The 22990-nt window shown below is 58.4% G+C and carries 21 protein-coding genes; 8 read left to right on the top strand and 13 right to left on the bottom strand.

Going from position 1 to position 22990, the window contains the following annotated elements:
- Positions 1–81: 81 nt before the first annotated feature.
- Positions 82–318 carry a DUF3820 family protein gene (locus tag OQ460_RS06230; protein WP_003213031.1) on the top strand — a complete coding sequence of 79 codons (237 nt, stop codon included), beginning with the start codon at positions 82–84 and terminating at the stop codon, positions 316–318.
- A gap of 11 nt (positions 319–329) precedes the next feature.
- Positions 330–1502 carry an aminotransferase class V-fold PLP-dependent enzyme gene (locus tag OQ460_RS06225; protein WP_410020991.1) on the top strand — a complete coding sequence of 391 codons (1173 nt, stop codon included), beginning with the start codon at positions 330–332 and terminating at the stop codon, positions 1500–1502.
- Positions 1503–1642: 140 nt separating this feature from the next.
- Here OQ460_RS06225 and OQ460_RS06220 read toward each other — a convergent pair whose 3' ends face one another.
- Genes OQ460_RS06220 through zwf form a run of 3 tightly spaced genes read right to left on the bottom strand, consistent with a single transcriptional unit; the run spans position 1643 to position 4492 of the window.
- Positions 1643–2308 carry a bifunctional 4-hydroxy-2-oxoglutarate aldolase/2-dehydro-3-deoxy-phosphogluconate aldolase gene (locus OQ460_RS06220; RefSeq protein WP_410020990.1) on the bottom strand — a complete coding sequence of 222 codons (666 nt, stop codon included), beginning with the start codon at positions 2306–2308 and terminating at the stop codon, positions 1643–1645.
- A 17-nt stretch (positions 2309–2325) separates the two neighbouring features.
- A complete protein-coding gene (gene pgl, locus OQ460_RS06215) occupies positions 2326–3039 on the bottom strand; it encodes a 6-phosphogluconolactonase (protein ID WP_410020989.1) in 714 nt (237 codons plus the stop codon).
- Entirely contained in the window at positions 3026–4492 is a 1467-nt protein-coding gene (zwf, locus tag OQ460_RS06210; RefSeq protein WP_410020988.1) for a glucose-6-phosphate dehydrogenase, read from the bottom strand. Before zwf ends, pgl begins: the two co-directional genes overlap by 14 nt.
- Before the next feature lie 218 nt (positions 4493–4710).
- On the opposite strand from zwf, the gene OQ460_RS06205 reads away from it, so the two are divergent.
- Positions 4711–5571, top strand: coding sequence for a MurR/RpiR family transcriptional regulator (locus OQ460_RS06205; RefSeq protein ID WP_169851198.1), 861 nt, complete (start codon positions 4711–4713; stop codon positions 5569–5571).
- A 115-nt stretch (positions 5572–5686) separates the two neighbouring features.
- Here OQ460_RS06205 and OQ460_RS06200 read toward each other — a convergent pair whose 3' ends face one another.
- The 10 genes from OQ460_RS06200 to OQ460_RS06155 form a co-directional block, all read right to left on the bottom strand.
- A complete protein-coding gene (locus tag OQ460_RS06200; protein ID WP_410020987.1) occupies positions 5687–6532 on the bottom strand; it encodes a D-hexose-6-phosphate mutarotase in 846 nt (281 codons plus the stop codon).
- Between the two features lie 101 nt (positions 6533–6633).
- A complete protein-coding gene (locus OQ460_RS06195) occupies positions 6634–7980 on the bottom strand; it encodes a carbohydrate porin (protein WP_410020986.1) in 1347 nt (448 codons plus the stop codon).
- An 84-nt stretch (positions 7981–8064) separates the two neighbouring features.
- Positions 8065–9225, bottom strand: a complete 1161-nt coding sequence (locus OQ460_RS06190; protein WP_410020985.1) for an ABC transporter ATP-binding protein — start codon at positions 9223–9225, stop codon at positions 8065–8067.
- A 2-nt stretch (positions 9226–9227) separates the two neighbouring features.
- On the bottom strand, positions 9228–10070 hold the full coding sequence (locus OQ460_RS06185) for a carbohydrate ABC transporter permease (RefSeq protein WP_410020984.1): 843 nt from the start codon (positions 10068–10070) through the stop codon (positions 9228–9230).
- Positions 10063–10971 (bottom strand): carbohydrate ABC transporter permease, encoded by a 909-nt coding sequence (locus tag OQ460_RS06180; RefSeq protein WP_410020983.1) that lies wholly within the window; start codon positions 10969–10971, stop codon positions 10063–10065. Before OQ460_RS06180 ends, OQ460_RS06185 begins: the two co-directional genes overlap by 8 nt.
- A gap of 165 nt (positions 10972–11136) precedes the next feature.
- The gene (locus OQ460_RS06175; RefSeq protein WP_410020982.1) at positions 11137–12423 is read right to left on the bottom strand and encodes an ABC transporter substrate-binding protein; all 1287 of its coding nucleotides are present in this window, start codon (positions 12421–12423) and stop codon (positions 11137–11139) included.
- A 104-nt stretch (positions 12424–12527) separates the two neighbouring features.
- Entirely contained in the window at positions 12528–13787 is a 1260-nt protein-coding gene (locus OQ460_RS06170; protein ID WP_410020981.1) for an AGE family epimerase/isomerase, read from the bottom strand.
- A gap of 123 nt (positions 13788–13910) precedes the next feature.
- Complete coding sequence (locus OQ460_RS06165; protein ID WP_410020980.1) at positions 13911–14753, bottom strand: ATPase; 843 nt, start codon at positions 14751–14753, stop codon at positions 13911–13913.
- Between the two features lie 120 nt (positions 14754–14873).
- Entirely contained in the window at positions 14874–15872 is a 999-nt protein-coding gene (locus OQ460_RS06160) for an NAD-dependent epimerase/dehydratase family protein (RefSeq protein ID WP_410020979.1), read from the bottom strand.
- Between the two features lie 103 nt (positions 15873–15975).
- Positions 15976–16866 carry a LysR family transcriptional regulator ArgP gene (locus tag OQ460_RS06155; protein WP_410020978.1) on the bottom strand — a complete coding sequence of 297 codons (891 nt, stop codon included), beginning with the start codon at positions 16864–16866 and terminating at the stop codon, positions 15976–15978.
- Positions 16867–16961: 95 nt separating this feature from the next.
- Here OQ460_RS06155 and OQ460_RS06150 point away from each other — a divergent pair, with 95 nt between their 5' ends.
- The 5 genes from OQ460_RS06150 to OQ460_RS06130 all read left to right on the top strand — a co-directional run bounded on the left by OQ460_RS06150 (position 16962) and on the right by OQ460_RS06130 (position 22909).
- Complete coding sequence (locus OQ460_RS06150; protein ID WP_410020977.1) at positions 16962–17564, top strand: LysE/ArgO family amino acid transporter; 603 nt, start codon at positions 16962–16964, stop codon at positions 17562–17564.
- Positions 17565–17750: 186 nt separating this feature from the next.
- Positions 17751–18347 carry a superoxide dismutase gene (locus OQ460_RS06145; RefSeq protein ID WP_210014206.1) on the top strand — a complete coding sequence of 199 codons (597 nt, stop codon included), beginning with the start codon at positions 17751–17753 and terminating at the stop codon, positions 18345–18347.
- A gap of 562 nt (positions 18348–18909) precedes the next feature.
- A complete protein-coding gene (locus OQ460_RS06140; RefSeq protein WP_410020976.1) occupies positions 18910–19131 on the top strand; it encodes a hypothetical protein in 222 nt (73 codons plus the stop codon).
- A gap of 221 nt (positions 19132–19352) precedes the next feature.
- Positions 19353–21404, top strand: a complete 2052-nt coding sequence (locus OQ460_RS06135; protein ID WP_410020975.1) for a putative bifunctional diguanylate cyclase/phosphodiesterase — start codon at positions 19353–19355, stop codon at positions 21402–21404.
- A 161-nt stretch (positions 21405–21565) separates the two neighbouring features.
- Positions 21566–22909: an imelysin family protein gene (locus OQ460_RS06130; protein ID WP_410020974.1), complete on the top strand. Its 1344-nt coding sequence runs from the start codon at positions 21566–21568 to the stop codon at positions 22907–22909.
- Positions 22910–22990 lie beyond the last annotated feature (81 nt).

The following is a 22990-nucleotide window of genomic DNA, read 5'->3' as shown; positions in this document are numbered from 1 at the left end:
GCTATTTGCATGATCTGTCATTTGGCCTTCATGCAGAATGCCTGTATTTTCCCCAGGTCTTCACTCAAACACCCGAAGCCCATGAATCCCGAAAAACTTGAACTGCTGATCACCCGTGAAATGCCTTTTGGCAAGTACAAGGGCCGGATCATTGCCGACCTGCCCGGCCCCTACCTGAACTGGTTTGCGCGTGAGGGTTTTCCCCATGGCGAATTGGGCGGGCTGCTGGCACTGATGCAAGAAATCGATCACAACGGCCTGTCCGAACTGCTGGAGCCACTGCGCGCCAAACATGGCAAGCCCGCCCCCCGCCACTGAGAGAGCCTGTAATGGACAACGCTCGCAACGAACATCATTGGCAGGCGATCGCCCAAGGCTATGACCTGGAGCCCGGCCCGATCAACCTGGAGAACGGCTACTTCGGGCGCATGAGTCGTGCAGTGCTGGAGCAGTATCAAGAGCACGTTGCCTTTATCAATCGCAGCAACTCCGTCTATGTGCGTCAACGTTTCGAGCAGGGCGCGAATGTCGAGATCCGTCGCCAACTGGCCGAACTGATCGGTGCTGATCCAGAAGCTATAGCGTTTACCCGCAATGCCACCGAAGCCTTGCAATCATTGATCCGCAACTACAACCGTCTGCAACCGGGCGATCAGGTACTGATCAGCGATCTGGAGTACGACACGGTCAAGGGCGCAATGCGCTGGTTGGCCGGTCACCGGGGAGTGGAGGTAATCGAAATACCCCACACTCATCCGGCCACCTTCAACAGCCTTGTTCAGACTTATCGCGACACCTTCACCCAATACCCACGCTTGAAGCTGATGGCGCTGACCCACGTCACACACCGTACCGGCCTGGTGATGCCGGTCGAAGCCATCGCCACAGCGGCCAGGGAACACGACATCGACGTGATCCTCGACGGTGCCCACGCCCTGGGCCAGATTGAGTTCAACCTCGCCGAGCTTGGCATTCAGTTTGCCGGCTTCAACCTACATAAATGGATCGGCGCGCCGTTGACCCTGGGTTTTCTGTATATCGCCCCGGAGCGGCTGGCCGATATCGACCCGGACATGGGCGAGTTTCATTACCCCGCTACCGACGTGCGTGCGCGTACGTCCTACAGCACCCCTAATTTTCCGGCATTGATGACCTTGCCATGGGTGCTCGAAGAGCATCGGGCATTGGGTGGCGCGGCGGCCAAAGGTGCGCGGGTGCGGTACTTGCGCGATCTTTGGGTAGGCCAGGTGCGGACATTGCCGGGGATTGAGGTGCTGACCCCGGATGATCCAAGGTTGTATTGCGCGATTACCGCGTTCAAGTTTGTCGGGCGCGATCAACAAGTGATGACGCAGCGTTTGCTCCAGGATTACAACCTGTTCAGCACCACGCGCGTCGGCGCCTCGTTCGGCACCTGTATACGGGTGACGCCAGGGTTGGCGACCTCTACCGCGGACATCAATGTATTGGTTAGGGCGATTACCGAGTTGAACACAGGTTGAACATGTGTGCGGGCAAGCCCGCACACACATTTAGTTTTGTATTGGTCTCAGGTTTTCTATAGGCAAAAAAAAGCGGTACACCGACCAAGTGCACCGCAAAAATGCCGTTAAGCACAGCAACAACGATTCGATGAATCAGATCAATCCAGCAGCGCCAGCGCCTGGGCGGTAACTTCCTGGATGCGGGCCCAATCGCCGTTCTTGATCCACTCGGGATCCAGCATCCAGCTACCGCCCACGCACATCACATTTTTCAACGCCATATAGCTCTTGATGTTGGCTGGGCCGACGCCGCCAGTCGGGCAGAATTTCACTTCGCCAAACGGGCCGCCCAGAGCCTTGATTGCAGCAACACCGCCGCTGACTTCCGCCGGGAACAGCTTGAAGCGACGATAGCCCAGGCCATAGCCTTCCATGATGCCGGAGGCGTTGCTGATGCCGGGTAACAGCGGGATCGGGCTGTGTACCGAAGCTTCCAACAGGTCGCGGGTAATGCCCGGGGTGACGATAAATTGCGAACCAGCCACTTGCGCCGCTTCCAGCATGTGACGATCGAGCACGGTGCCGGCGCCGGTGCACAGCTCCGGGCGTTGCTCGCGCAGTACCTGGATGGCCTTGAGGCCAAGCTCCGAGCGCAGGGTCACTTCCAATGCCGTCAAGCCACCGGCTGCCAGGGCGTCGGCCAGCGGCAGAATGTCCTGTTCGCGGGCGATGGTGATCACCGGCAGAATTCGCGCCTTGGCGCAAAGACTGTCGATCAGGGCAATTTTATCCGCCATGGAAACGGTCGATTGAGGGCTCTTCATAGCGGCTGATCCTTGGCTCATGGGCACCAGTAAATCTCTAGAGTAGGTTGCAAAAACGCGCGAATCGGCATGGCAGCAACATCGTCACTGGCCAGCGCGGCGCTCAAGGTGGTCAATTTCGAACTGCCGGAGATCGACAGCGCGGTGTAGTGGGCGCTCGCCAGCAACGCGCGACTCATGCTCAGGCGCTGGTGCGGCACGGTGGGCGCCAGCATCGGCCAGCAACGGCGGGTGCCGTCGGCCTGCAAGGCTTCACCCAGATTCGGGCTATTGGGAAACAGCGATGCGGTATGGCCGTCATCGCCCATGCCCAGTACCAGCACGTCAATGCCTGGCAGTTCGGCCAGCAGGCGATCGGCCTGCTCGGCAGCGCCTTCCAGATTCGCGGCTGCGCTGTACAAGCTCAAGAACCTGGCCTTGGCCGCCGGCCCTTGCAGCAAATGCTTCTTCAGCAAGCCCGCATTACTGTCGGCGTGCTCTACCGGCACCCAGCGCTCGTCCGCCAGGGTGATCGTCACGTTGGACCAGTCCAGGTCTTGTCTGGCCAGATTCTCGAAAAAGGCCACCGGGCTGCGTCCGCCGGACACCACCAGCGTCGCTTGGCCGCGCGCGCCAATGGCTGCACGCAACTGTTTAGCTACGTCATTGGCCAAACCTTCGGCCAGCAGCACTGGAGAACGGTACTCATGGGCCGTTACACCCTGAGGCAGTTTCAATTCAGATATCGCCATACCACGACCTCCCATCCCGCGTGATCAGTGCAATGGAGCTCATCGGCCCCCAGGACCCTGCCGCATACGGCTTAGGTGCATCACCGGATTTCTTCCACCCGGCGATCAACTGGTCACACCACTTCCACGCGGCTTCGATTTCATCTTTGCGAACAAACAGGTTCTGATTGCCGCGCATTACTTCCAGCAACAACCGCTCGTAGGCATCGGGAATCCGCGCGCTGCGATAGGTGTCGGAAAAATTCAGTTGCAGCGGGCCACTGCGCAATTGCATGCCCTTGTCCAGGCCCTGCTCCTTGGTCATCACCCGCAACGAAATACCTTCGTCCGGTTGCAGACGGATAATCAGCTTGTTACTGATCTGCAGGCGCTGCTCGGGAGCGAAGATGTAGTGGGACGGTTCCTTGAAGTGGATGACGATCTGAGACAGCTTCTGCGGCATGCGTTTGCCGGTACGCAGGTAGAACGGCACCCCCGCCCAACGCCAGTTACGGATATCGGCACGCAGGGCGACGAAGGTCTCGGTGTCGCTCTGGGTGTTGGAATTCTCCTCATCCAGATAGCCCGGTACAGGTTTGCCGGCGCTGTACCCGGCGATGTATTGGCCGCGTACTACCTGGGTGGTCAGGCCTTCCGGGCTGATGGGCGCCAAGGCCTTGAGCACTTTTACCTTCTCGTCGCGAATACTGTCGGCGGAGAGATCAGCCGGCGGATCCATGGCGATCAGGCAGAGCAGTTGCAGCAGGTGATTCTGGATCATGTCCCGCAGTTGCCCGGCCTTGTCGAAATAGCCCCAGCGCCCCTCTATACCGACTTGCTCGGCCACGGTGATTTCTACGTGGGAGATGTAGTTCTGGTTCCACTGGGTTTCGAACAGGCTATTGGCGAAGCGCAGGGCAATCAGGTTCTGGACGGTCTCCTTGCCCAGGTAGTGATCAATGCGGTAGGTGCGGTTTTCCGGGAAGAACTGCGCCACGGCATCGTTGACCTTGCGCGAGGACTCCAGGTCCGAGCCGATGGGTTTTTCCAGTACCACCCGGGTGTTTTCCGCCAGGCCGACCTTGGACAGGTTCTCGCAGATCGCACCATATACCGCAGCAGGCGTGGCGAAATAAGCAATCAGGCGCTGCTCGGCGCTCGCCTGCTCGGCCAGGGCGACATAGTCGTCAGCTTTCATGAAGTCGACATGCAGGTAGGTCAGGCGCGCCAGGAAACGCTGGGCTACGGCTTCATCCAGTTCCTGGCCGACATACTTGCGCAGTTCTTTCTCGATATAGCCCAGATGCTGCTGCTCGGACCCGGCTTCACGGGCCAGGGCCAGGACGCGGGTATCGTCGTGCAAGAGCCCGGCGCCATCGAGTTGATAGAGGGCAGGAAATAACTTGCGCAGCGCCAGATCACCCAAGGCGCCAAACAGGGCAAAGGTGCAGGGTTCTACGGTTATCGAAGGCATGATGTTTGTTCTTTTATCAAGTTAAGCTACAAATACCTTTTTTCAAGGCATCACTCAAGGAAAAATGTAGTAATAACCACAACATTTTGCCGAAATACGCATTCCGAGTGGTGGTGTTCCGCTACGCTCAGTAGGATAGGCCACCGTAAAGGGCCGATCATCAGTTGGTTGCCGGCCTTATTTGCATCGTCGCCCGAAGGAAAGACTGAATGGACCGCGTGCGAAATCTTCTGGAACAGATCCGGAACCGCCTCGAAGAATTGAACAAGGCTGAGAAAAAAGTCGCCGAGGTCATCCTGCTCAACCCGCAGCAGGCGACCCGCTTCTCTATCGCCGCCCTCGCCCAGGCTGCTTCGGTCAGCGAACCGACAGTCAACCGTTTCTGCCGCTCGTTCGGCGTCAGTGGTTACCCTGAGCTCAAATTGCAACTGGCACAAAGCCTCGCCAGTGGCGCCGCGTATGTCAGCCGTGCGGTGGAGGCCGATGATAACCCGGAGGCCTATACCCAAAAAATCTTTGGCAGCGCCATCGCATCATTGGACAGCGCCTGCCAGGCCCTGGATCCAAACCTGATCAGCAAGGCCGTGGACCTGTTGATCCAGGCCAGACAGATCCACTTCTTTGGCCTGGGTGCTTCGGCACCAGTGGCCATGGATGCCTTGCACAAGTTTTTCCGGTTCAACCTGTCGGTAACCGCCCATGCCGATGTGCTGATGCAACGGATGATTGCCTCGGTGGCACACACGGGAGAGCTGTTTGTAATCATTTCCTACACCGGTCGCACCCGCGAACTAGTGGAAGTGGCGCGCATCGCCCGGGAAAACGGTGCATCGGTGCTGGGCGTAACCGCCGAGAACTCGCCGCTGGCCAAGGCCAGTACGGTGAGCCTGAATATTCCGCTGCCGGAAGACACTGACATCTACATGCCGATGACCTCGCGAATCATTCAGTTGACGGTGCTGGATGTGCTGGCGACGGGCATGACCTTGCGCCGTGGCGTGGATTTTCAGCCGCATTTGCGCAAGATCAAAGAGAGTCTGAATGACAGCCGGTATCCGGTTGGGGATGAGTTCAACTAAGTCTGACTCTCTGCCAGTAGTACCGCCGCCATCGCGGGCAAGCCCGGCCCCCACAGGGGAATGTATTCCAAATGTGGGAGCTGGCTTGCCTGCGATAGGGCCATTAGCGACGCGGCTAAACCCCAGCCCTGGCTTGAAGACTCAAATGCGCCCTCTCCCCCGGCGCCAAGCTCCCCCCCGCCATCGCGGACTCGACGCACACAAACCCCGACGCCTCGTTAAAACTCACCCCCAGCAACGGCCGGCTGCCTGGATGCCACACCACCGTGTCCGCACTGTCACCGGTATCGATGCACAGTTCACGCTGCCAGGCGTGGTCCTTGAGTTGCAGTTCTCCTTCGTGCTGAAACACCCGTTGGCAGCCACCCTCGACCCGCAACTCACCTTCCTGCTGACAGGTCTGACGACTCAACTGATCATAGCCGTGCGCTCCGTCGAGCCCAGACAGCGCTATCTCATCGACGTGACCAATACGCCAATAGGCGTGCAGCGCATGGCTCAATTGGCAAGGCAGTTCGTCCTGATGCTCGGTGCTCAAGCGCAGTTCCAGGGTCTCGCCCAGGCGTGCGTGCAAGTCCACCTGCCAATCGCACAGCTGCAATTGCCAGTGCAGGCGCACGCCGTCGTCGTCGGTGCTGCTGTCCAGTAGTTTCCAGTCAATCAGCCGCGCCCAGCCATGGGACGGCCAGGCATTTTCGCTCGGGTGGCGGCCATACCACGGCCAGCACACCGGTACACCGCCACGGATTGCGCCCACCTGCGGCCATTTCGCTGCGCACCACAACCACGGCTTTTGGCCCTTGGGCTGGAAGTGCAACAACTGCGCACCCTGGCGACTGAACACCGCCTGGCATCGCGGATGGTCGATCACCAACACGTCGCGCATCTGAAAGCGCTCCCAGGCGAACACCGGACGCTCGCGCAGGGATTTGAAAAAGCGTTGCAGCGGATGCTCATGCATGTGCCACGGTCCTGAAAATCATCAAGATGCGCGCCAAAAAAAACGGATAGCCATGGCTATCCGCAAAATGCGCACAGAGAGAGGAGCTTATCGCAACCGCGTTAGAACACCGACTGAATTTTCAGGCCGGCGACCAGCGCGTTGTCGACTTTATCCACGCCGCCAGGTTGGACAACGTATTGCAGGTTGGGACGCACAGTCAGCCAGTTGGTGACGTGGAAGCCGTAGTTGATTTCAAAGTTGTACTCGGTTTCGCGTATTGGCGAGAACAGCGGGTTGTCGTAGTCGCTCACGCCGTTGGATACATTGATCAACTGGGCGTTTTTCTTCACGTCATCGTTGACGTGCAGACGCGCGGCACCAATACCGACGTCATCTTTTGGACGCGCATCGAACGGACCTTTGTACACCAGCATGATCGACTGGTAGTTGTCGACAGTGTTGGTTTCCTTGTCGTGGAACGTGGCGTTGGCCGCGATGTTCAGGCCACGGGAAGCGTCGCCGTTATGGGTGGTGAGTTGCTGCTGGGCAACGAACCAGTAGCCTTTTTTGCTGCTGTGGGTGCGGTAGTCGGCACCGGTGGTGGCAGCATCGTTGCCGTTCACATCTTCACGTACATCAGGGGCATCGGCGGCGCTTTTGTAGTAACCCACACGGTATTCGCCCGGCAGGTTATTGACCTTCGGCGACCAGACCAACTCCACCGGAATCACGGTGCCCTTGGTGCCACTGCCGCTGAGCTTGAAGCCATTGCCGTGCTCCAACTGCGATGGGTTCTGGTTGTACGCACCGATTTGCGCATACAGCTCTGGAGTAATGTGGTACTTCACGCGGATAGCCGCCTGGCTGACTGGCCAGTTGTACCAGGTGTTCACATAGTTACCGACCTGGGAACCGCAGAACGACAGGTTCTGGAAGTCGCACGGGAAGGTGTTGAAGTCTTCACCCTCTCCGAAGTAACCCAGCTTCACGTCCAGCTTGTTGTCGAACATCTGGTGCTGGATCCAGAACTGGGTCAGACGCACCATGTGTCCTCGGCCATACACTTCTTGAGACGAGCTCAGGGTGCCGGCACGCGGGTCACCAATACGGTCATTGGAGATGTTCCGGCCATTACGGCTGGTCAGTTGGATCTTGGCCTGGGTGTTATCCCAGCCCCACAGCTTTTGCAGGTCCAGCGCTACGCCCAGACCGAACTGGTCAGCGTAACGACCGGTTTTGTCATCGTTGTAGCCGCCGCGGGCGTTGTAGCCGGCTTCCCCGACATAATCAGCCTTGATGTCGATCCCTTTCTCGATGAGCTTGGTCCGCTCACCGCCCCAATCGCCGGTCATCCATTTGGAATCGGCGCTGAATGCTTCGTCTGCCATCGCATTGGCGGACAAAACCAGGGCTGCTACCGCTGAAAGTTGGCAGATCAGCCGAGTGTTGTTGTGTTGCTTTTTCATCCCTACATCCTCGTCTTTATTGTTATTAAACTGTTTTTATTTAACGCAGGTTACTTTTTTATCTAAAACAACAGGTTATCTGCTTCAACGGCCCTTGAAGAGGGCCACATTGTCGGCATGCCCCTGTGCCGGCAATGAAGAAGCGGTGCCCAGCCGTTCGCCGGTCTTGGCATCAAACAGCAACACCTTGGCCGGGTCGAACTGCAGGGTCAGGGTCTCGCCCACTTGCGGTGCCACATCGGGCGCCAGGCGACAGCAGACCTTGGTGTCATTGAGCTGGACGAACACCAGCGTGTCCGGCCCGGTAGGCTCGGTGACCTGGACTTGCGCACGTATGCTCGATGAGCCGTTGCCCTCGCCCGCTGCCAGGGCGATTTGCTCCGGGCGCAGGCCGAGGATCACGTCACGGTCTTCAAGACCTGCGTCGCTCATGCTCAATGGCAACTCACAACGCGCCTGGCCGCTGTCGAGCAGCGCCACCAGGCGCCCGTCCTTGCGCTGCAGGCGCAGGGGAATGAAATTCATCGGCGGCGAACCGATGAAGCTTGCGACAAACTGATTGGCCGGATTGTTGTAGATTTCTTTTGGCGTACCAAATTGCTGGATGATGCCGTCCTTCATCACCGCCACTTTGTCGCCCAGAGTCATCGCTTCGATCTGGTCGTGGGTCACATAGACCGTGGTGGTTTTCAGACGCTGGTGCATCAGTTTCATTTCGGTACGCATCTCCACCCGCAACTTGGCGTCGAGGTTGGAGAGTGGCTCGTCAAACAAGTAGATCTTGGGTCGACGCGCCAGTGCGCGCCCCATCGCCACGCGCTGTTGCTGGCCGCCCGAGAGCTGGCCCGGCTTGCGATTGAGCAAATGTTCGATCTGCAACAGCTTGGCAACCCGCGCCACTTCCTCGTCGATATCTGCCTGGCTCATCTTGCGAATCTTCAGACCGAATTCGATGTTCTCGCGCACGCTCATGGTTGGGTACAGCGCATAGGACTGGAACACCATGGCGATGTCGCGATCCTTGGGGCTCATGCCGCTGACGTCCTGGTCACCGATCATGATCGCGCCACCGGTAATGTTTTCCAGGCCGGCGATGCAATTCATCAAGGTCGATTTGCCACAACCCGACGGGCCGACCAGGATCAAGAACTCACCGTCCTTGATCGACAGTTCAATGTTCTTCAGGGTGTCCGGCAGGCCGGCACCGTAAGTCTTGTTTACATTGCGAAGTTCGAGCGTTGCCATGATTACCCCTTGACCGCGCCAGCCGTCAGGCCGCGCACGAAATACTTGCCTGCGACCACATAGACCAGCAGGGTCGGCAGCCCGGCGATCATCGCCGCCGCCATATCAACGTTATATTCCTTGGCCCCGGTGCTGGTGTTGACCAGGTTGTTCAGTGCCACGGTAATGGGCTGCGAATCGCCGCTGGAGAACACTACGCCGAACAGGAAGTCGTTCCAGATCTGAGTGAACTGCCAGATCAGGCAGACCATGATGATCGGCGTCGACATCGGCAGAATGATCCGACGGAAAATAGTGAAGAACCCTGCGCCGTCCAGACGAGCCGCCTTGACCAGCGCATCCGGAATGCTGACGTAGTAGTTACGAAAGAACAGCGTGGTAAACGCCAGGCCGTAGACCACATGCACAAGCACCAGGCCGGTGGTGGTACTGGCCAAGCCCAGCTTGCCAAGGGTGAACGAGGCCGGCAGCAATACGGTCTGGAATGGCAGGAAGCAACCGAACAACAGCAGGCCGAAGAACAACTGCGAACCGCGAAAACGCCACATCGACAGCACGTAACCGTTCAACGCACCGATGGTGGTGGAGATCAGCACCGCCGGGATGGTGATCATGAACGAGTTCCAGAAGTAGCCATTGACCGTGGTCCAGGCCTTGACCCAGCCAATGCCACTGACCACCGTGGGCCAGCTCAGCAGGTTGCCGGTACTGATGTCTTCCGGCGTCTTGAAGCTGGTCAACAGCATCACCACCAGCGGCACCAGGTACAGCAGCACAGCCATGAGCAACACCGCATGGATCGCGATGCGGCTCAAGCTGATGGAAGGTTTGGCGAGACTAGTCATTACGCTTGGTCCTCAGCTCGGAATACAGGTAAGGCACAATGATCGCGAGGATCGCGCCGAGCATCAGAATCGCACTGGCCGAGCCCATGCCCATCTGGCCGCGACTGAACGTGAAGGAATACATGAACATTGCAGGCAAGTCGGACGAGTAGCCCGGGCCACCGGCTGTCATCGCGGCGACCAGGTCGAAACTCTTGATCGCGATGTGTGCAAGGATCATCACCGCACTGAAGAACACCGGACGCAGACTAGGCAGCACCACCTTCCAGTAAATGCGCGGCAAGCTCGCACCGTCGATCTGCGCGGCACGGATGATCGATTGATCGACACCCCGCAGGCCAGCCAGGAACATCGCCATGATGAAGCCGGAGGCCTGCCAGACAGCGGCGATCACCAGGCAATACACCACACGGTCCGGATCGATCAGCCAGTCGAGACGAAAGCCTTCCCAGCCCCAATCGCGCATCAATTTGTCCAGGCCCATGCCCGGGTTGAGCAACCATTTCCAGGCTGTACCGGTGACGATCATCGAGAGCGCCATCGGGTACAGGTAAATAGTGCGGATAAAACCTTCACGGCGGATACGTTGGTCGAGAAACACGGCCAGCAGCACGCCGATCACCAAAGTGATGCCGATGAACATGCCGCCAAACAGCGCCAGGTTCTTGCTCGCCACCCACCAGCGGTCGTTGTTGAACAACCGTTCGTATTGCGCCAGGCCAACCCATTTGTAGGTAGGCAGGAACGTCGAGTTGGTGAACGACAGAACGAACGTCCACAAGATATAACCGTAGAAGCCCACCAGTACGACAAACATGCTGGGTGCCAGTACCAGTTTCGGTAGCCAGCGCTGCAGTGCATCGAACGGCGAGGCTTTGCTGAACACAGCAACAGAACTCATGGGAAAATCCAGTACAGGGAAAAAGGGCCGTCAAATTAACTTTGCGGGGCTGGCTCTATGTGGGAACAGGCTTGCTCGCGATGCTGGCGCCTCGGCGTATCAGTTACACCGCGGTGATGCCATCGCGAGCAAGCCCGCTCCCACACAAGCCAGACCTCACGTTCGTTATTTGGCAGACTTGATCGCCGCGCCAAGTTTCTTGGCGGTATCGGCCGGGTCGGCTTTCGGGTCGTTGATGTAGTTGGTCACGACGTCAAAGAACGCACCCTGTACGGCCAGCGTGGTCGCCATGTTGTGCGCCATGCTCGGCTGCAGGCCGCCAGTCTTGGAGTCCGCGAGGAAGTCCTTGGCAGCAGTCTGAGCGCAACTGTCGAAGCCGTATTTGCCCATATCGGCCAGCATGTCATTGCGAACCGGGATCGAACCTTTGTTGATGCTGAAGACTTTCTGGAAGTTCTCACCCAGCACAACCTTGGCGATATCCTGCTGGCCCGCCGAAGTGCCTGCATCTTTCTGCTTGAACACCGCCAGGGAGTCGATGTTGTAGGTGAAAGCCTTATCGGTGCCCGGGAAAGCTACGCACTCGTAGTCCTTGCCGGCAACTTTGTTGGCGGCGGTCCACTCGCTCTTGGCCCAGTCACCCATGATCTGCATGCCGGCCTTGCCGTTGATGACTTTGGCCGCTTCCAGGTTCCAGTCCTGGCCCTTGCCGTCGGCGTCCATGTAGGTCGCGACTTTCTTCAGCTCGGTGAGAGCCTTGACCATTTCCGGGCCGGTCAGCGCGTCATTGTCCAGGTCTACCAGGGCTTTCTTGTAGCCATCCACCCCCATGACCGAGAGCACGACAGCCTCAAACACAGTGCTGTCCTGCCACGGCTGGCCACCGTGGGCCAAGGGAATGAAACCCGCAGCCTTGAGTTTGTCAGCGGCTGCGTAGAATTCTTCCAGGGTGGTCGGGTTCTTTTCGATACCGGCTTTCTTGAAGACCTGCGGGTTGATCCATAGCCAGTTGACCCGGTGGATATTCACCGGCACAGCCACGTAATCACCGTCGTACTTCACGGTATCAGAGACTTTCTTGTCGAGCAGGCTGTCCCACTTCTCGGCTTTGGCAACGTCCTTCAGGACGTCGGTATCGAGGAGCCCGGTGGATGCCCACTCCTGGATATCAGGGCCTTTGATCTGGGCAACGCCGGGTGGATTGCCGGCAACCGCGCGGCTTTTCAGCACGGTCATGGCAGTGGCGCCACCACCACCTGCAACGGCTCCGTCTTTCCAGGTAAAGCCGTCTTTCTCAACTTGGGCCTTCAGGACATCCACTGCCGCCTTCTCACCGCCAGAAGTCCACCAATGCACAACTTCAACCGTACCTTTCGAGTCGGCGGCAATAGCACTGAGGGGAAACAACGAGGCAATGGAAATAGCGACGGCGAGGCGATTAATCGCGTTCATCTGAGTACCTTTTCTTGTTGTTATGCATGCAAGTCTAGAGCTTGCGCTGCACGGATTTTAAACAGGGATCTTTGACCAGCAGGTAACAAAGGGATGGGCAAATGTCACCAAACGGTGACATTTGCCCCTGCAGCCAACGCGCTGGCCATGCTTGGCGCCAACGGCAAGCCGGGCAGCAATACCGCTTGCCAGGCGTGGTACAGGTCAGGCTTGCCACCCCAGATGTTGCTGCTGGGTTGGTTATGCAGGTTGAGTTCGTGGTGCCAACTGCCATGGACGCGGTCGATGAAATGAGTTTCGCAAAACTCCCAGAAGCGCCGGTACCAGATTTCGTAATGCAACTCGCCCGTGCGCTTTAGCAGCGCCTGGGCAGCAGCGCTGGCCTCGGCGTGAGTCCAATGCAGACGTTCGCGTACCACCGGGCGCTGATTCCAGTCCAGGGTGTAGACGATGCCGGGCGCGCCGTCCACGGCCCAGGCGTATTCACAGGCGCTGGCAAACAAACCCTTGGCGTCGCTCAACAACCAGTGCGGTGTCGCCAGCCCAGCCTGCAGGCGCGCGGCTTCCAGGTGCAACACCAGCCGCGCCCACTCGAAACCGTGACCTGGGGTGATGCCATAGGGGCGGAAGCCATCGGCGGGGTTGTCTTCGTTGTAACCGGGCAGCGGTTGCCATTGGCGGTCGAAATGCTCGATCACCATGAACTGATTGCCCGCTGCATGGCCGTGGATCACTCGCTCGACAATACGCAGTGCACGGTCCAGCCAGCGGGTATCCCCGGTGACATCCGCGAGGGCGAGAAAGGCCTCGGTGGCGTGCATGTTGCTGTTGGCGCCGCGATACGCTTCTTCGCCGGTCCAGTCCTGGGCGAAGGACTCAAGCATGGCGCCCTCCTCTTCACTCCAGAAAAACTGATCGATAATGTGGATCGCGTCATTTAACAGGGTCTGTGCCCCGGGAGCCCCGACCACCACCGCAGAACTGGCAGCCAGGGCCACAAAGGCGTGCAGATAGGCGGCCTTGGTGCTGTTGCCATCCTGGGCGCATGGCGCGGCGAACCAACCGCCATGCTTGCTATCGCGCAACGGGCCGGCCAGTGCCGCCACTCCGTGGGCTACCAAGTCGGCATACCCCGGCAATCCCATGGCATGGGCCATGGCAAAGCTGTGGGTCATGCGGGCCGTGTTCATGGTTTCGGCGCGGGCATCGGCGGGCAAGCGGCCCTGATCATCCAGGTTGCCAAAGCCCTCAGGCAGCCTGGAAGCCCTGGCGAACATCAGCAGGCGCTGCCCTTCGGCGCCAAGCCATGTGTGATGGGCAGGTGCGTTCAGCCAACTGCTGGCAGGCAGTAGTTGCATGGTCATGATTGGCCCTTATTTGTTTTTGTGGGATGACGGAAGTCTAAACAAGCGCCAGGCCAGGCCACGTAACGAAGGGGGTGATAAATGTCACCAGGCGGTGACATTCCAGGATACGAGGGCCATCAATCATTGCCCGAGGGAAGCGCCCGTCGCCGACGCACCGACCTTGCGCTGCAAATTCTGCATCTGGGTCTGCAAGGTGGTGATATTGCGAGTGGTCTGGATGCGGAACACATCAAACTCTTTATTCGTAGGGCCCTCGGTGGCGGCGCGATTATCCAACTCGCTCTTGACCACCAGCAGATCCTGCTCCAGACGGGCGATAGCAGTGGCCGGGTTGCCCTGCTTTTTTAACGCCCCTACATCGGTCCCAAGAGTCTTGACCTCGGTGTTGAGCCTGGCCGTTTCGGCCTGCGCGGCCTTGAGCGTGGTCAACTCACCGATCAGTGTCTGAACCTGCGCTTGCAACTGCGTATTGACGCTCGCCAGTTCCGTTGTGCTTGCACTCATTTGTGCCAGGCGCTTGTCCAGGTCAGTGGCCTGCCCGGCCACGCCCATCTGCTGTTTGCCTTGCTCAAGCAACTGGGTTTCCAACTGCTTGATCTGCATCTTCAATGCTTCACTGCCGGTACTGACGCTGGCCTCACTAGCCACCACCTTGCCGGAAATAGCCTGCAGGCGTCCGGCGGCCTCCTCGCTGATACGCGCAAAGCTTTCCTGGGTCGCCACCAGTTGCTGTCCCATCAAGGAAATCTGCTGGAAACTCCACCAGGCCAGACCGGCGAAAGCAAACAGCAGCGCCCCCACCAACGCCCATAAAGGACCGGTACTGGCACTCTTGACCTTCACCACAGGTGCGGGACGCGAGCGCACGGACGTGGCAGGAGTTGGCACAAAATCATCGTCATTGCCCAGGTCCGCGCGAAGGCTCGGTACCGTGTCGAAGTCATCATTAGCATCGTTACGCATGAATCAACCTTAAATCCTGAGGTAGCCACATGGAAAGCCAAGCGGCGCGAGTATAAACCCCTTGCATGTCGCGTTGATTGATCCGCAATCGGATAATCGGTTGCGCATATGTTGCCGATTCTAACGCCCAGCCGGCTCCTGGGCCTTCCACCAATGGCAGAACTCGTCAAGGGCCGTCCACAGGCTGACCTTGGGCTGATAATCAAGGTAATGCCGGGCACGGCTGATATCGAGGGTGAAATCCTTGTTCATCACCTGCATCCCCAACCGCGACAGCGACGGCTCCGGGCGCCCTGGCCACAATGCGCAACACGCCTCATTGAGCGCCGCAATGCTGTAGGACAAGCCGTAGGAGCGATAACGCGTGACCTGAGGCATCTGCATTTGCCGCATGACATAGTTGACAACATCCCATACCGGCACCGGCGTGCCGTTACTGATGTTGTAAGCCTTGCCCAGCGCCGAGCCGGTGGCCAGCAGGCTGCTGAGCAACGCTTCGTTGAGGTTGTGGATGCTGGTGAAATCAACCTTGTTCAAACCATCGCCGACAATCGCCAGGCGATTCTTGCGCTGCATGTTCAGCAAGCGCGGAAAGATACTCATGTCACCAGCACCCGTGACAAAACGCGGACGCAGGGCCAGCACTTCCAAACCAAATTCCTGGGCGCCGAAAACCTTTTGCTCGGCCAGGTACTTAGTGGCTGCATAAGGGTGCTTGAAGCGTTTGGGGACTTGTTCCTCAGTCAGGCCAAGGTGATCGCGCCCATCAAAATAAATCGAGGGTGAGGACAAGTGCACCAGTCGCCCGACCCGTTGCTTGAGACATGCTTCGACGACGTTCTCTGTTACCAGCACGTTGCCTTGGTGAAATTCCTGATAACGCCCCCAGAGCCCCACGGCACCGGCGCAGTGCACCACGGCTTCGACATCGCGGCACAGATCGCGAACCAGGTCAGGTTCAATCAAGTCACCCTGGATAAACTCGGCACCTCGCCGAATCAGGTGCTCGACCCCTTCTGCCCGCCGCCCGTTGACCCGCACGTCCAGGCCTTGCTCCAGGGCGAAACGCGCAAAGCGCCCGCCGATGAAGCCGCTTGCGCCGGTGACCAGAATTTTCATGGTGCCTCCTTCGGATGCAGCTCCAAGCGTCAAGCTACCAGCTGCAAGTTAAAATCGATCCGCAAGCGCTAACTTGCAGCTGGTAGCTTGACGCTTGGCATTGCTAATGCGGCACCAACAATTGGCCGGTAGCCCGCGCCAGATGCTCGGTCAACAAGCCGAGCAATTGCCCGCCGCTGCGCCAATGATGCCAGTACAACGGCACATCGATTGGCTTATCTGGCAATAACTCAACCAGAACGCCCTTCTGGAGTTGGTCGCGAACCTGTAATTCCGGCACCAGCCCCCAACCCAGTCCGGCTTCGGTCAAGCGGATAAAACCCTCGGAAGACGGGCATAAATGGTGCTCGAAACCGCCATCGACACCCAGCGATGCCAGGTAGCGATGTTGCAGGAAGTCGTCGGGACCAAACACCAATGCCGGAGTACGGGCCAATTGATCGGCCCGTACTCCGTCCGGAAAGTGCCGGGCGACAAACTCCGGACTGGCCAGCGCCCGGTAGCGCATGGCGCCCAGCAACAAGCTGCGGGCTCCGGCGACAGGACGCTCGCTGGCGCACACGCAGGCCGCCACTTCACCGGCACGCATGCGCTTGAGGCCAACAGTCTGGTCCTCCACTACCAGATCCAGCAATAAATTCTGGTCTGCGCAAAAGTCGCTTACCGCCTGTGCCCACCACGTGGCCAGGCTGTCAGCGTTCAAGGCAATGCGCAGACGCTCGGGCAGGCCCTCCTCATCCAGGGCCGGGACCTGGCTTTGCAGATCTCGCTCCAGCAACCGCACCTGTTGCACATGATTAAGCAGGCGCCGGCCGATCTCCGTCGGCGTCGGTGGCGTTACCCGTACCAGCACCGGCTGCCCGATTCGCGCTTCAAGTAATTTGATGCGCTGGGATATGGCCGATTGCGAGACACCGAGCACCTGGGCGCCGCGTTCGAAGCCGGCCTGTTCCACAACCGCCGCCAGGGCAGAAAGCAATTTATAGTCGAACATCAGTTTCCCTAATGAGCGATCAGCAATATTTGTTTTTCTTATACAGCTTCACTCGCGACAATCGCCAGTATTGATTGGCAAGCAGAGTAAATTTTATGTGGCAGAGTTATGTGAACGGCCTATTGGTCGCCTTGGGACTGATCATGGCTATCGGTACACAAAACGCCTTTGTCCTGGCGCAAAGCCTGCGTCGCGAACACCATTTGCCGGTAGCGGCCCTGTGTGTGGTGTGTGATGCATTGCTGGTCGCTGCCGGAGTGTTTGGGCTGGCAACTGTACTGGCGCACAACCCGGTGTTGCTGGCGATTGCTCGCTGGGGTGGCGCGGCATTCCTGTTGTGGTATGGCGCCCTAGCGCTGCGCCGTGCCTGCTCGCGGCAAAGCCTGGAACAAGGAGAGGGGCAAAAGGTGCGTTCGCTGCGTGCGGTGATGCTCAGCGCCCTGGCCGTCACCCTGCTCAATCCCCATGTATATCTGGACACCGTGCTGTTGATCGGCTCTTTGGGTGCCCAGCAAACCGAGCCCGGAGCCTATGTGGCAGGCGCCGCGAGCGCTTCATTGCTGTGGTTTTCCGCCCTGGCCCTCGGCGCGGCCTGGCTGGCACCCTGGTTGGCACGGCCGGCCACCTGGCGTTTACTGGACCTGTTGGTGGCGTTGATGATGTTCTTTGTGGCTTACCAATTGATAAGCACCAGTTGACTGATTTGAAGAGCAGCCAAAAGTCTTTGGAACCTCTATCCCACACAGTTGTTGCGTGGTTTTGCCGCCCCCCCGGTGCTATGATCCTGCACCTGCGCCGCAAAGAGTACAAACTCCCCGGCGCTTGTCTGGCCGCCCGTGATCGGCCTTGCGCTCACCGCAACTGACCTGATTAGGAGAATTATCATGGCTTTCGAATTGCCGCCGCTGCCGTACGCACACGATGCCCTGCAGCCGCACATCTCCAAGGAAACCTTGGAATATCACCACGACAAGCACCACAACACCTATGTCGTGAACCTGAACAACCTGGTGCCTGGCACTGAGTTCGAAGGCAAGACCTTGGAAGAGATCGTCAAAACCTCTTCGGGCGGTATCTTCAACAACGCCGCTCAAGTCTGGAACCACACCTTCTACTGGAACTGCCTGGCGCCAAACGCCGGCGGCCAACCGACCGGCGCATTGGCGGAAGCCATCAACGCAGCCTTCGGTTCGTTCGACAAGTTCAAGGAAGAGTTCACCAAGACGTCCGTCGGCACCTTCGGTTCCGGTTGGGGCTGGCTGGTGAAAAAAGCTGACGGTTCCCTGGCCCTGGCCAGCACCATCGGCGCCGGCAACCCGCTGACCAGCGGCGACACTCCGCTGCTGACCTGCGACGTCTGGGAACACGCTTACTACATCGACTACCGCAACGTGCGTCCAAAGTATGTAGAAGCGTTCTGGAACCTGGTCAACTGGAAGTTTGTTGCCGAGCAGTTCGAAGGCAAGACCTTCACTGCCTAAGCAACCCTTGCAGTAGAAAGAGCCCGGCAATTGCCGGGCTTTTTCATGGGTCCGGAACTGAACGACTGAATGCTGCCACGAAGGCGGGGAGAGGAATTCACCTCTTTCCCATGTCGGAGAAATTACGATGGCTATCATGGCACTCGCTGCAGTCCTACCTATGCTTGGTGACCTTTCCAAAACCATTGGAGATGCTGCCAAGTCTGCGTCCCCGCTCGGTCAAGTCATGAATGGCCTCGGCGGAGCGAAAAACCAAGGCGTGAACTTCGCCAACCCGCAAGATGCTTCAAAATCCCCCATGAAGTATTGAGGCACAACGTTATCTTGCGTACATAAGGCAGCGTTGCACCAGATAGGCGGATGCCCGTCCGCCCTATCCCGCCGTCCCCTCCAATCATGCTTTTATCCGGTACAGACTGCGCTTTCCCACAAACTGGATGCCGGGCTAATGTGATCGATTGAACAATCAAACCAATGCAGGAAGGACGGAACCCGCTGACATGAATTTGCCACGCAGCAAGTGAGAGAAACAACTCTTTCAGTTCATGTAGGAGAGTCCATAATGGATCCGTTATCGATAGGTATGTCAGCCGCTACAGCACTCCTGCCACTGGCAGAAAAAGGCCTGGACCTTGCGGGAAAAGGTCTTGACTTGGCGGGAAAAGGCCTGGATTTGGTAGGTAAGATGCTAGATTTAAAAAAGCCTGCCGGGGAGGGGGATCCCGGAAAAATCTGCAAAGATGTCCACCAGAATAATTCCATTAAAATTACTTACAACGCATAAAATATTCGACGACCCTTCGCGAGATGCCAAAAAGGCTATTGCCTTCACTCCCGCGCACGGTACACGAGGGCGGTGAATATCCCCGCCCTCTTCCTTCCCAGCCACCCGCCACTCAACAGCTTCCAGATTTCTCAAGCCCCAATGTTCCTTTGACTGCCATCACCAGATTGCCAATACTCATGGCATCTTGAGGCTACCCGAATGGAACAAGGAATGACCCTTTGAAGCTGGAACTCAAAAACAGCTTGTCGGTGAAGTTGCTCCGAGTTGTGCTGCTTTCGGCATTGATCGTCGGAGTGGTACTGAGCGCGGCCCAGATTGTCTTTGACGCCTACAAAACGCGCCAGACCGTGGCGGCGGATGCCCAGCGCATCCTGGATATGTTTCGCGACCCTTCCACCCAGGCGGTCTACAGCCTGGACCGCGAAATGGGTATGCAGGTCATAGAAGGCCTGTTTCAAGATGATGCCGTGCGCGTGGCATCCATTGGTCATCCCAACGAACCCATGCTCGCGGAAAAGCACCGCGATCTGCAGCAATCCTCCAGTCGCTGGCTCACCGACCTGATCCTCGGCCAGGAACGCACATTCACCACTCCACTGGTTGGACGCGGGCCCTACAGCGAATACTACGGTGACCTGAGCATCACCCTCGACACCGCCGTGTATGGCAAGAGCTTTATCGTCAGCTCCGTGATCATCTTCATCTCCGGCGTCTTGCGCGCCATGGCCATGGCCCTGGTGTTATACCTGGTCTATCACTGGCTGCTGACCAAGCCGCTGTCGCGAATCATCGGGCACCTGAGCTCAATCAACCCCGACCGCCCAAGCGAGCACAAGATCCCGCTGCTCAAAGGCCATGAAAAAAACGAACTGGGCCACTGGATCAACACCGCCAACCAGCTGCTGGCCTCCATCGAGCGCAACACCCATCTGCGGCACGAAGCTGAAAACAGTCTGCTTCGCATGGCCCAATACGATTTTCTGACTGGCCTGCCGAACCGCCGCAAACTTCAGGAACAACTGGACAGAATCCTCATCGATGCGGGACGTAGGCAACGCCGGGTCGCAGTGTTATGCGTAGGCCTGGACGATTTCAAAAGCGTCAACGAGCAGTTCACCTATCAGGCGGGCGACCAACTGCTGCTGGCCCTGGCTGATCGTCTGCGCGCCCACAGTGGCCACCTCGGCGCCCTCGCCCGCCTGGGAGGGGATCAGTTCGCCCTGGTCCAGGCAGACATCGAGCAACCCTACGAAGCGGCCGAACTGGCACAAAGCATCCTGGATGAGCTGGAAGCCGAATTTGCCCTTGAACACGAGAAAATCCGCCTGCGGGCCACCATTGGCATTACGTTGTTTCCCGAAGACGGCGACAGCGCCGAGAAACTGCTGCAAAAAGCCGAGCAGACCATGACCCTGGCCAAGAGCCGCTCGCGCAGCCGTTACCAGTTCTATATCGCCAGCGTCGACAGTGAGATGCGCCGTCGCCGCGAGCTGGAAAAAGACCTGCGCGACGCCTTGAGACGCGGTCAGTTTCATCTGGTGTATCAACCGCAAATCAGTTATCACGACCACCGTGTAGTCGGAGTTGAAGCACTATTGCGCTGGCAGCACCCGGAACACGGCCTGGTGCCGCCTGACTTGTTCATCCCCCTGGCAGAACAGAGCGGCACAATTATTTCGATTGGCGAATGGGTGCTGGACCAGGCTTGTCGGCAACTACGTGAATGGCATGACCTGGGGTTCACCGCTTTGCGCATGGCAGTGAACCTGTCCACGGTGCAACTGCACCATGCCGAGCTGCCGCGAGTGGTCAACAACTTGCTGCAGATCTACCGCCTGCCCCCCCGCAGCCTTGAGCTGGAAGTGACCGAAACCGGCCTGATGGAAGACATCAGCACTGCCGCCCAACATCTGCTCAGCCTGAGGCGGTCAGGGGCACTGATTGCCATTGATGACTTCGGTACCGGTTACTCATCCCTCAGTTATTTGAAAAGCCTGCCCCTGGACAAGATCAAGATCGACAAGAGCTTCGTCCAAGACCTGCTGGATGACGACGACGATGCCAGCATCGTGCGGGCGATCATCCAACTGGGCAAGAGCCTGGGCATGCAGGTGATCGCCGAAGGGGTGGAAACTGCCGAGCAGGAAGCATATGTCATCGCCGAAGGCTGCCATGAAGGTCAGGGCTATCACTACAGCAAACCACTGCCGGCACGGGAACTGGTGGCCTATCTGAAACAATCCGAACGCGATAACGCCGCGATCCTGTAGTGCCATGATGGCCAGCCGAGGCGCGCCCTTGGGCCGTCGGCACCTGAATATGAAATTTTTGCTGCGTTAACCCTTTACAGAAAATGCAAATCTTTCGCATTATGTTGCAGTTTTGCGCACTCCAGTGCGCCCCAGTCATCTACCGAAGCAGGATGTTCGCCATGATTCGTATGCCCCTGGCCACCGCAAGTCTGCTGGCCATCGCCATTTCTCTCGCCGGTTGCGGCGAGGGCAAAGACAAGGCTGCCGCTCCTCAGGCACCTACGCCAGCTGCCAGCACTACCGCTCCAGCAGCTGCCGCAACCGCGGGCCAGGTGGATGAGGCCGCCGCCAAGGCGGTCGTCGCGCATTATGCAGACATGGTATTTGCTGTTTACAGCGACTCCCTGTCCACCGCGAAAACCCTGCAGGGCGCTATCGACGCATTCCTCGCCACGCCCAATGACGAGACCTTGAAAGCTGCCCGTACCGCCTGGATCGCTGCGCGTGTACCTTACCTGCAGAGCGAAGTGTTTCGCTTCGGCAATACCATCATTGATGATTGGGAAGGCCAAGTGAATGCCTGGCCGCTGGACGAAGGCCTGATCGACTACGTCGACAAATCCTACGCCCATGCACTGGGCAACCCGGGCGCCACCGCCAACATCATCGCCAATACCGAGATTCAGGTCGGCGAAGACAAGATCGACGTCAAGGACATCACTGCGGAAAAACTCGCCAGCCTCAATGAGCTGGGAGGCTCCGAAGCCAACGTCGCCACCGGCTACCATGCCATCGAATTTTTACTCTGGGGCCAGGACCTGAACGGTACCGGCCCTGGCGCCGGTAACCGTCCGGCTTCGGACTACCTGCAAGGCGAAGGCGCAACTGGTGGCCACAACGAACGCCGCCGCGCCTACTTGAACGCCGTGACCCAATTGCTGGTCAGCGACCTGGAAGAAATGGTCGGTAACTGGAAGCCCGACGTCGAAGACAATTACCGCGCCACCCTGCAAGCAGAACCTGCGACCGACGGCCTGCGCAAGATGCTGTTCGGCATGGGCAGCCTGTCCCTGGGCGAACTGGCAGGCGAGCGGATGAAAGTGTCCCTGGAAGCCAACTCGCCAGAAGACGAGCATGACTGCTTCAGCGACAACACCCACAACTCGCATTTCTACGATGCCAAAGGCATTCGCAATGTGTACCTGGGCGAATACACCCGCGTTGATGGCACCAAGCTGACCGGCGCCAGCCTGTCGTCGCTGGTGGCCAAGGTCGACCCGGCCGCCGACGAAGCCCTCAAGGCTGACCTGGCGGCTACCGAAGCCAAGATCCAGGTCATGGTTGACCACGCCAACAAGGGTGAGCACTACGACCAGTTGATTGCTGCCGGTAACGAAGCAGGCAACCAGATAGTGCGCGACGCCATTGCCTCGCTGGTCAAGCAGACCGGCGCGATCGAGCAGGCTGCCGGCAAGCTGGGTATGGGCGACCTGAACCCGGATAACGCTGAACACGAGTTCTGATCCACGCGGTTGGAATGAGGCGGCCTTCTGGTCGCCTTTTTTGTACCTGTACAGACACCACCAAGCCCGCACCCACACAAG

Source organism: Pseudomonas imrae, from assembly GCF_046352735.2.
In the GTDB taxonomy this organism is placed as follows: Bacteria; Pseudomonadota; Gammaproteobacteria; order Pseudomonadales; family Pseudomonadaceae; genus Aquipseudomonas; species Aquipseudomonas imrae.
This window is presented reverse-complemented; position numbering and strand designations above follow the sequence as displayed.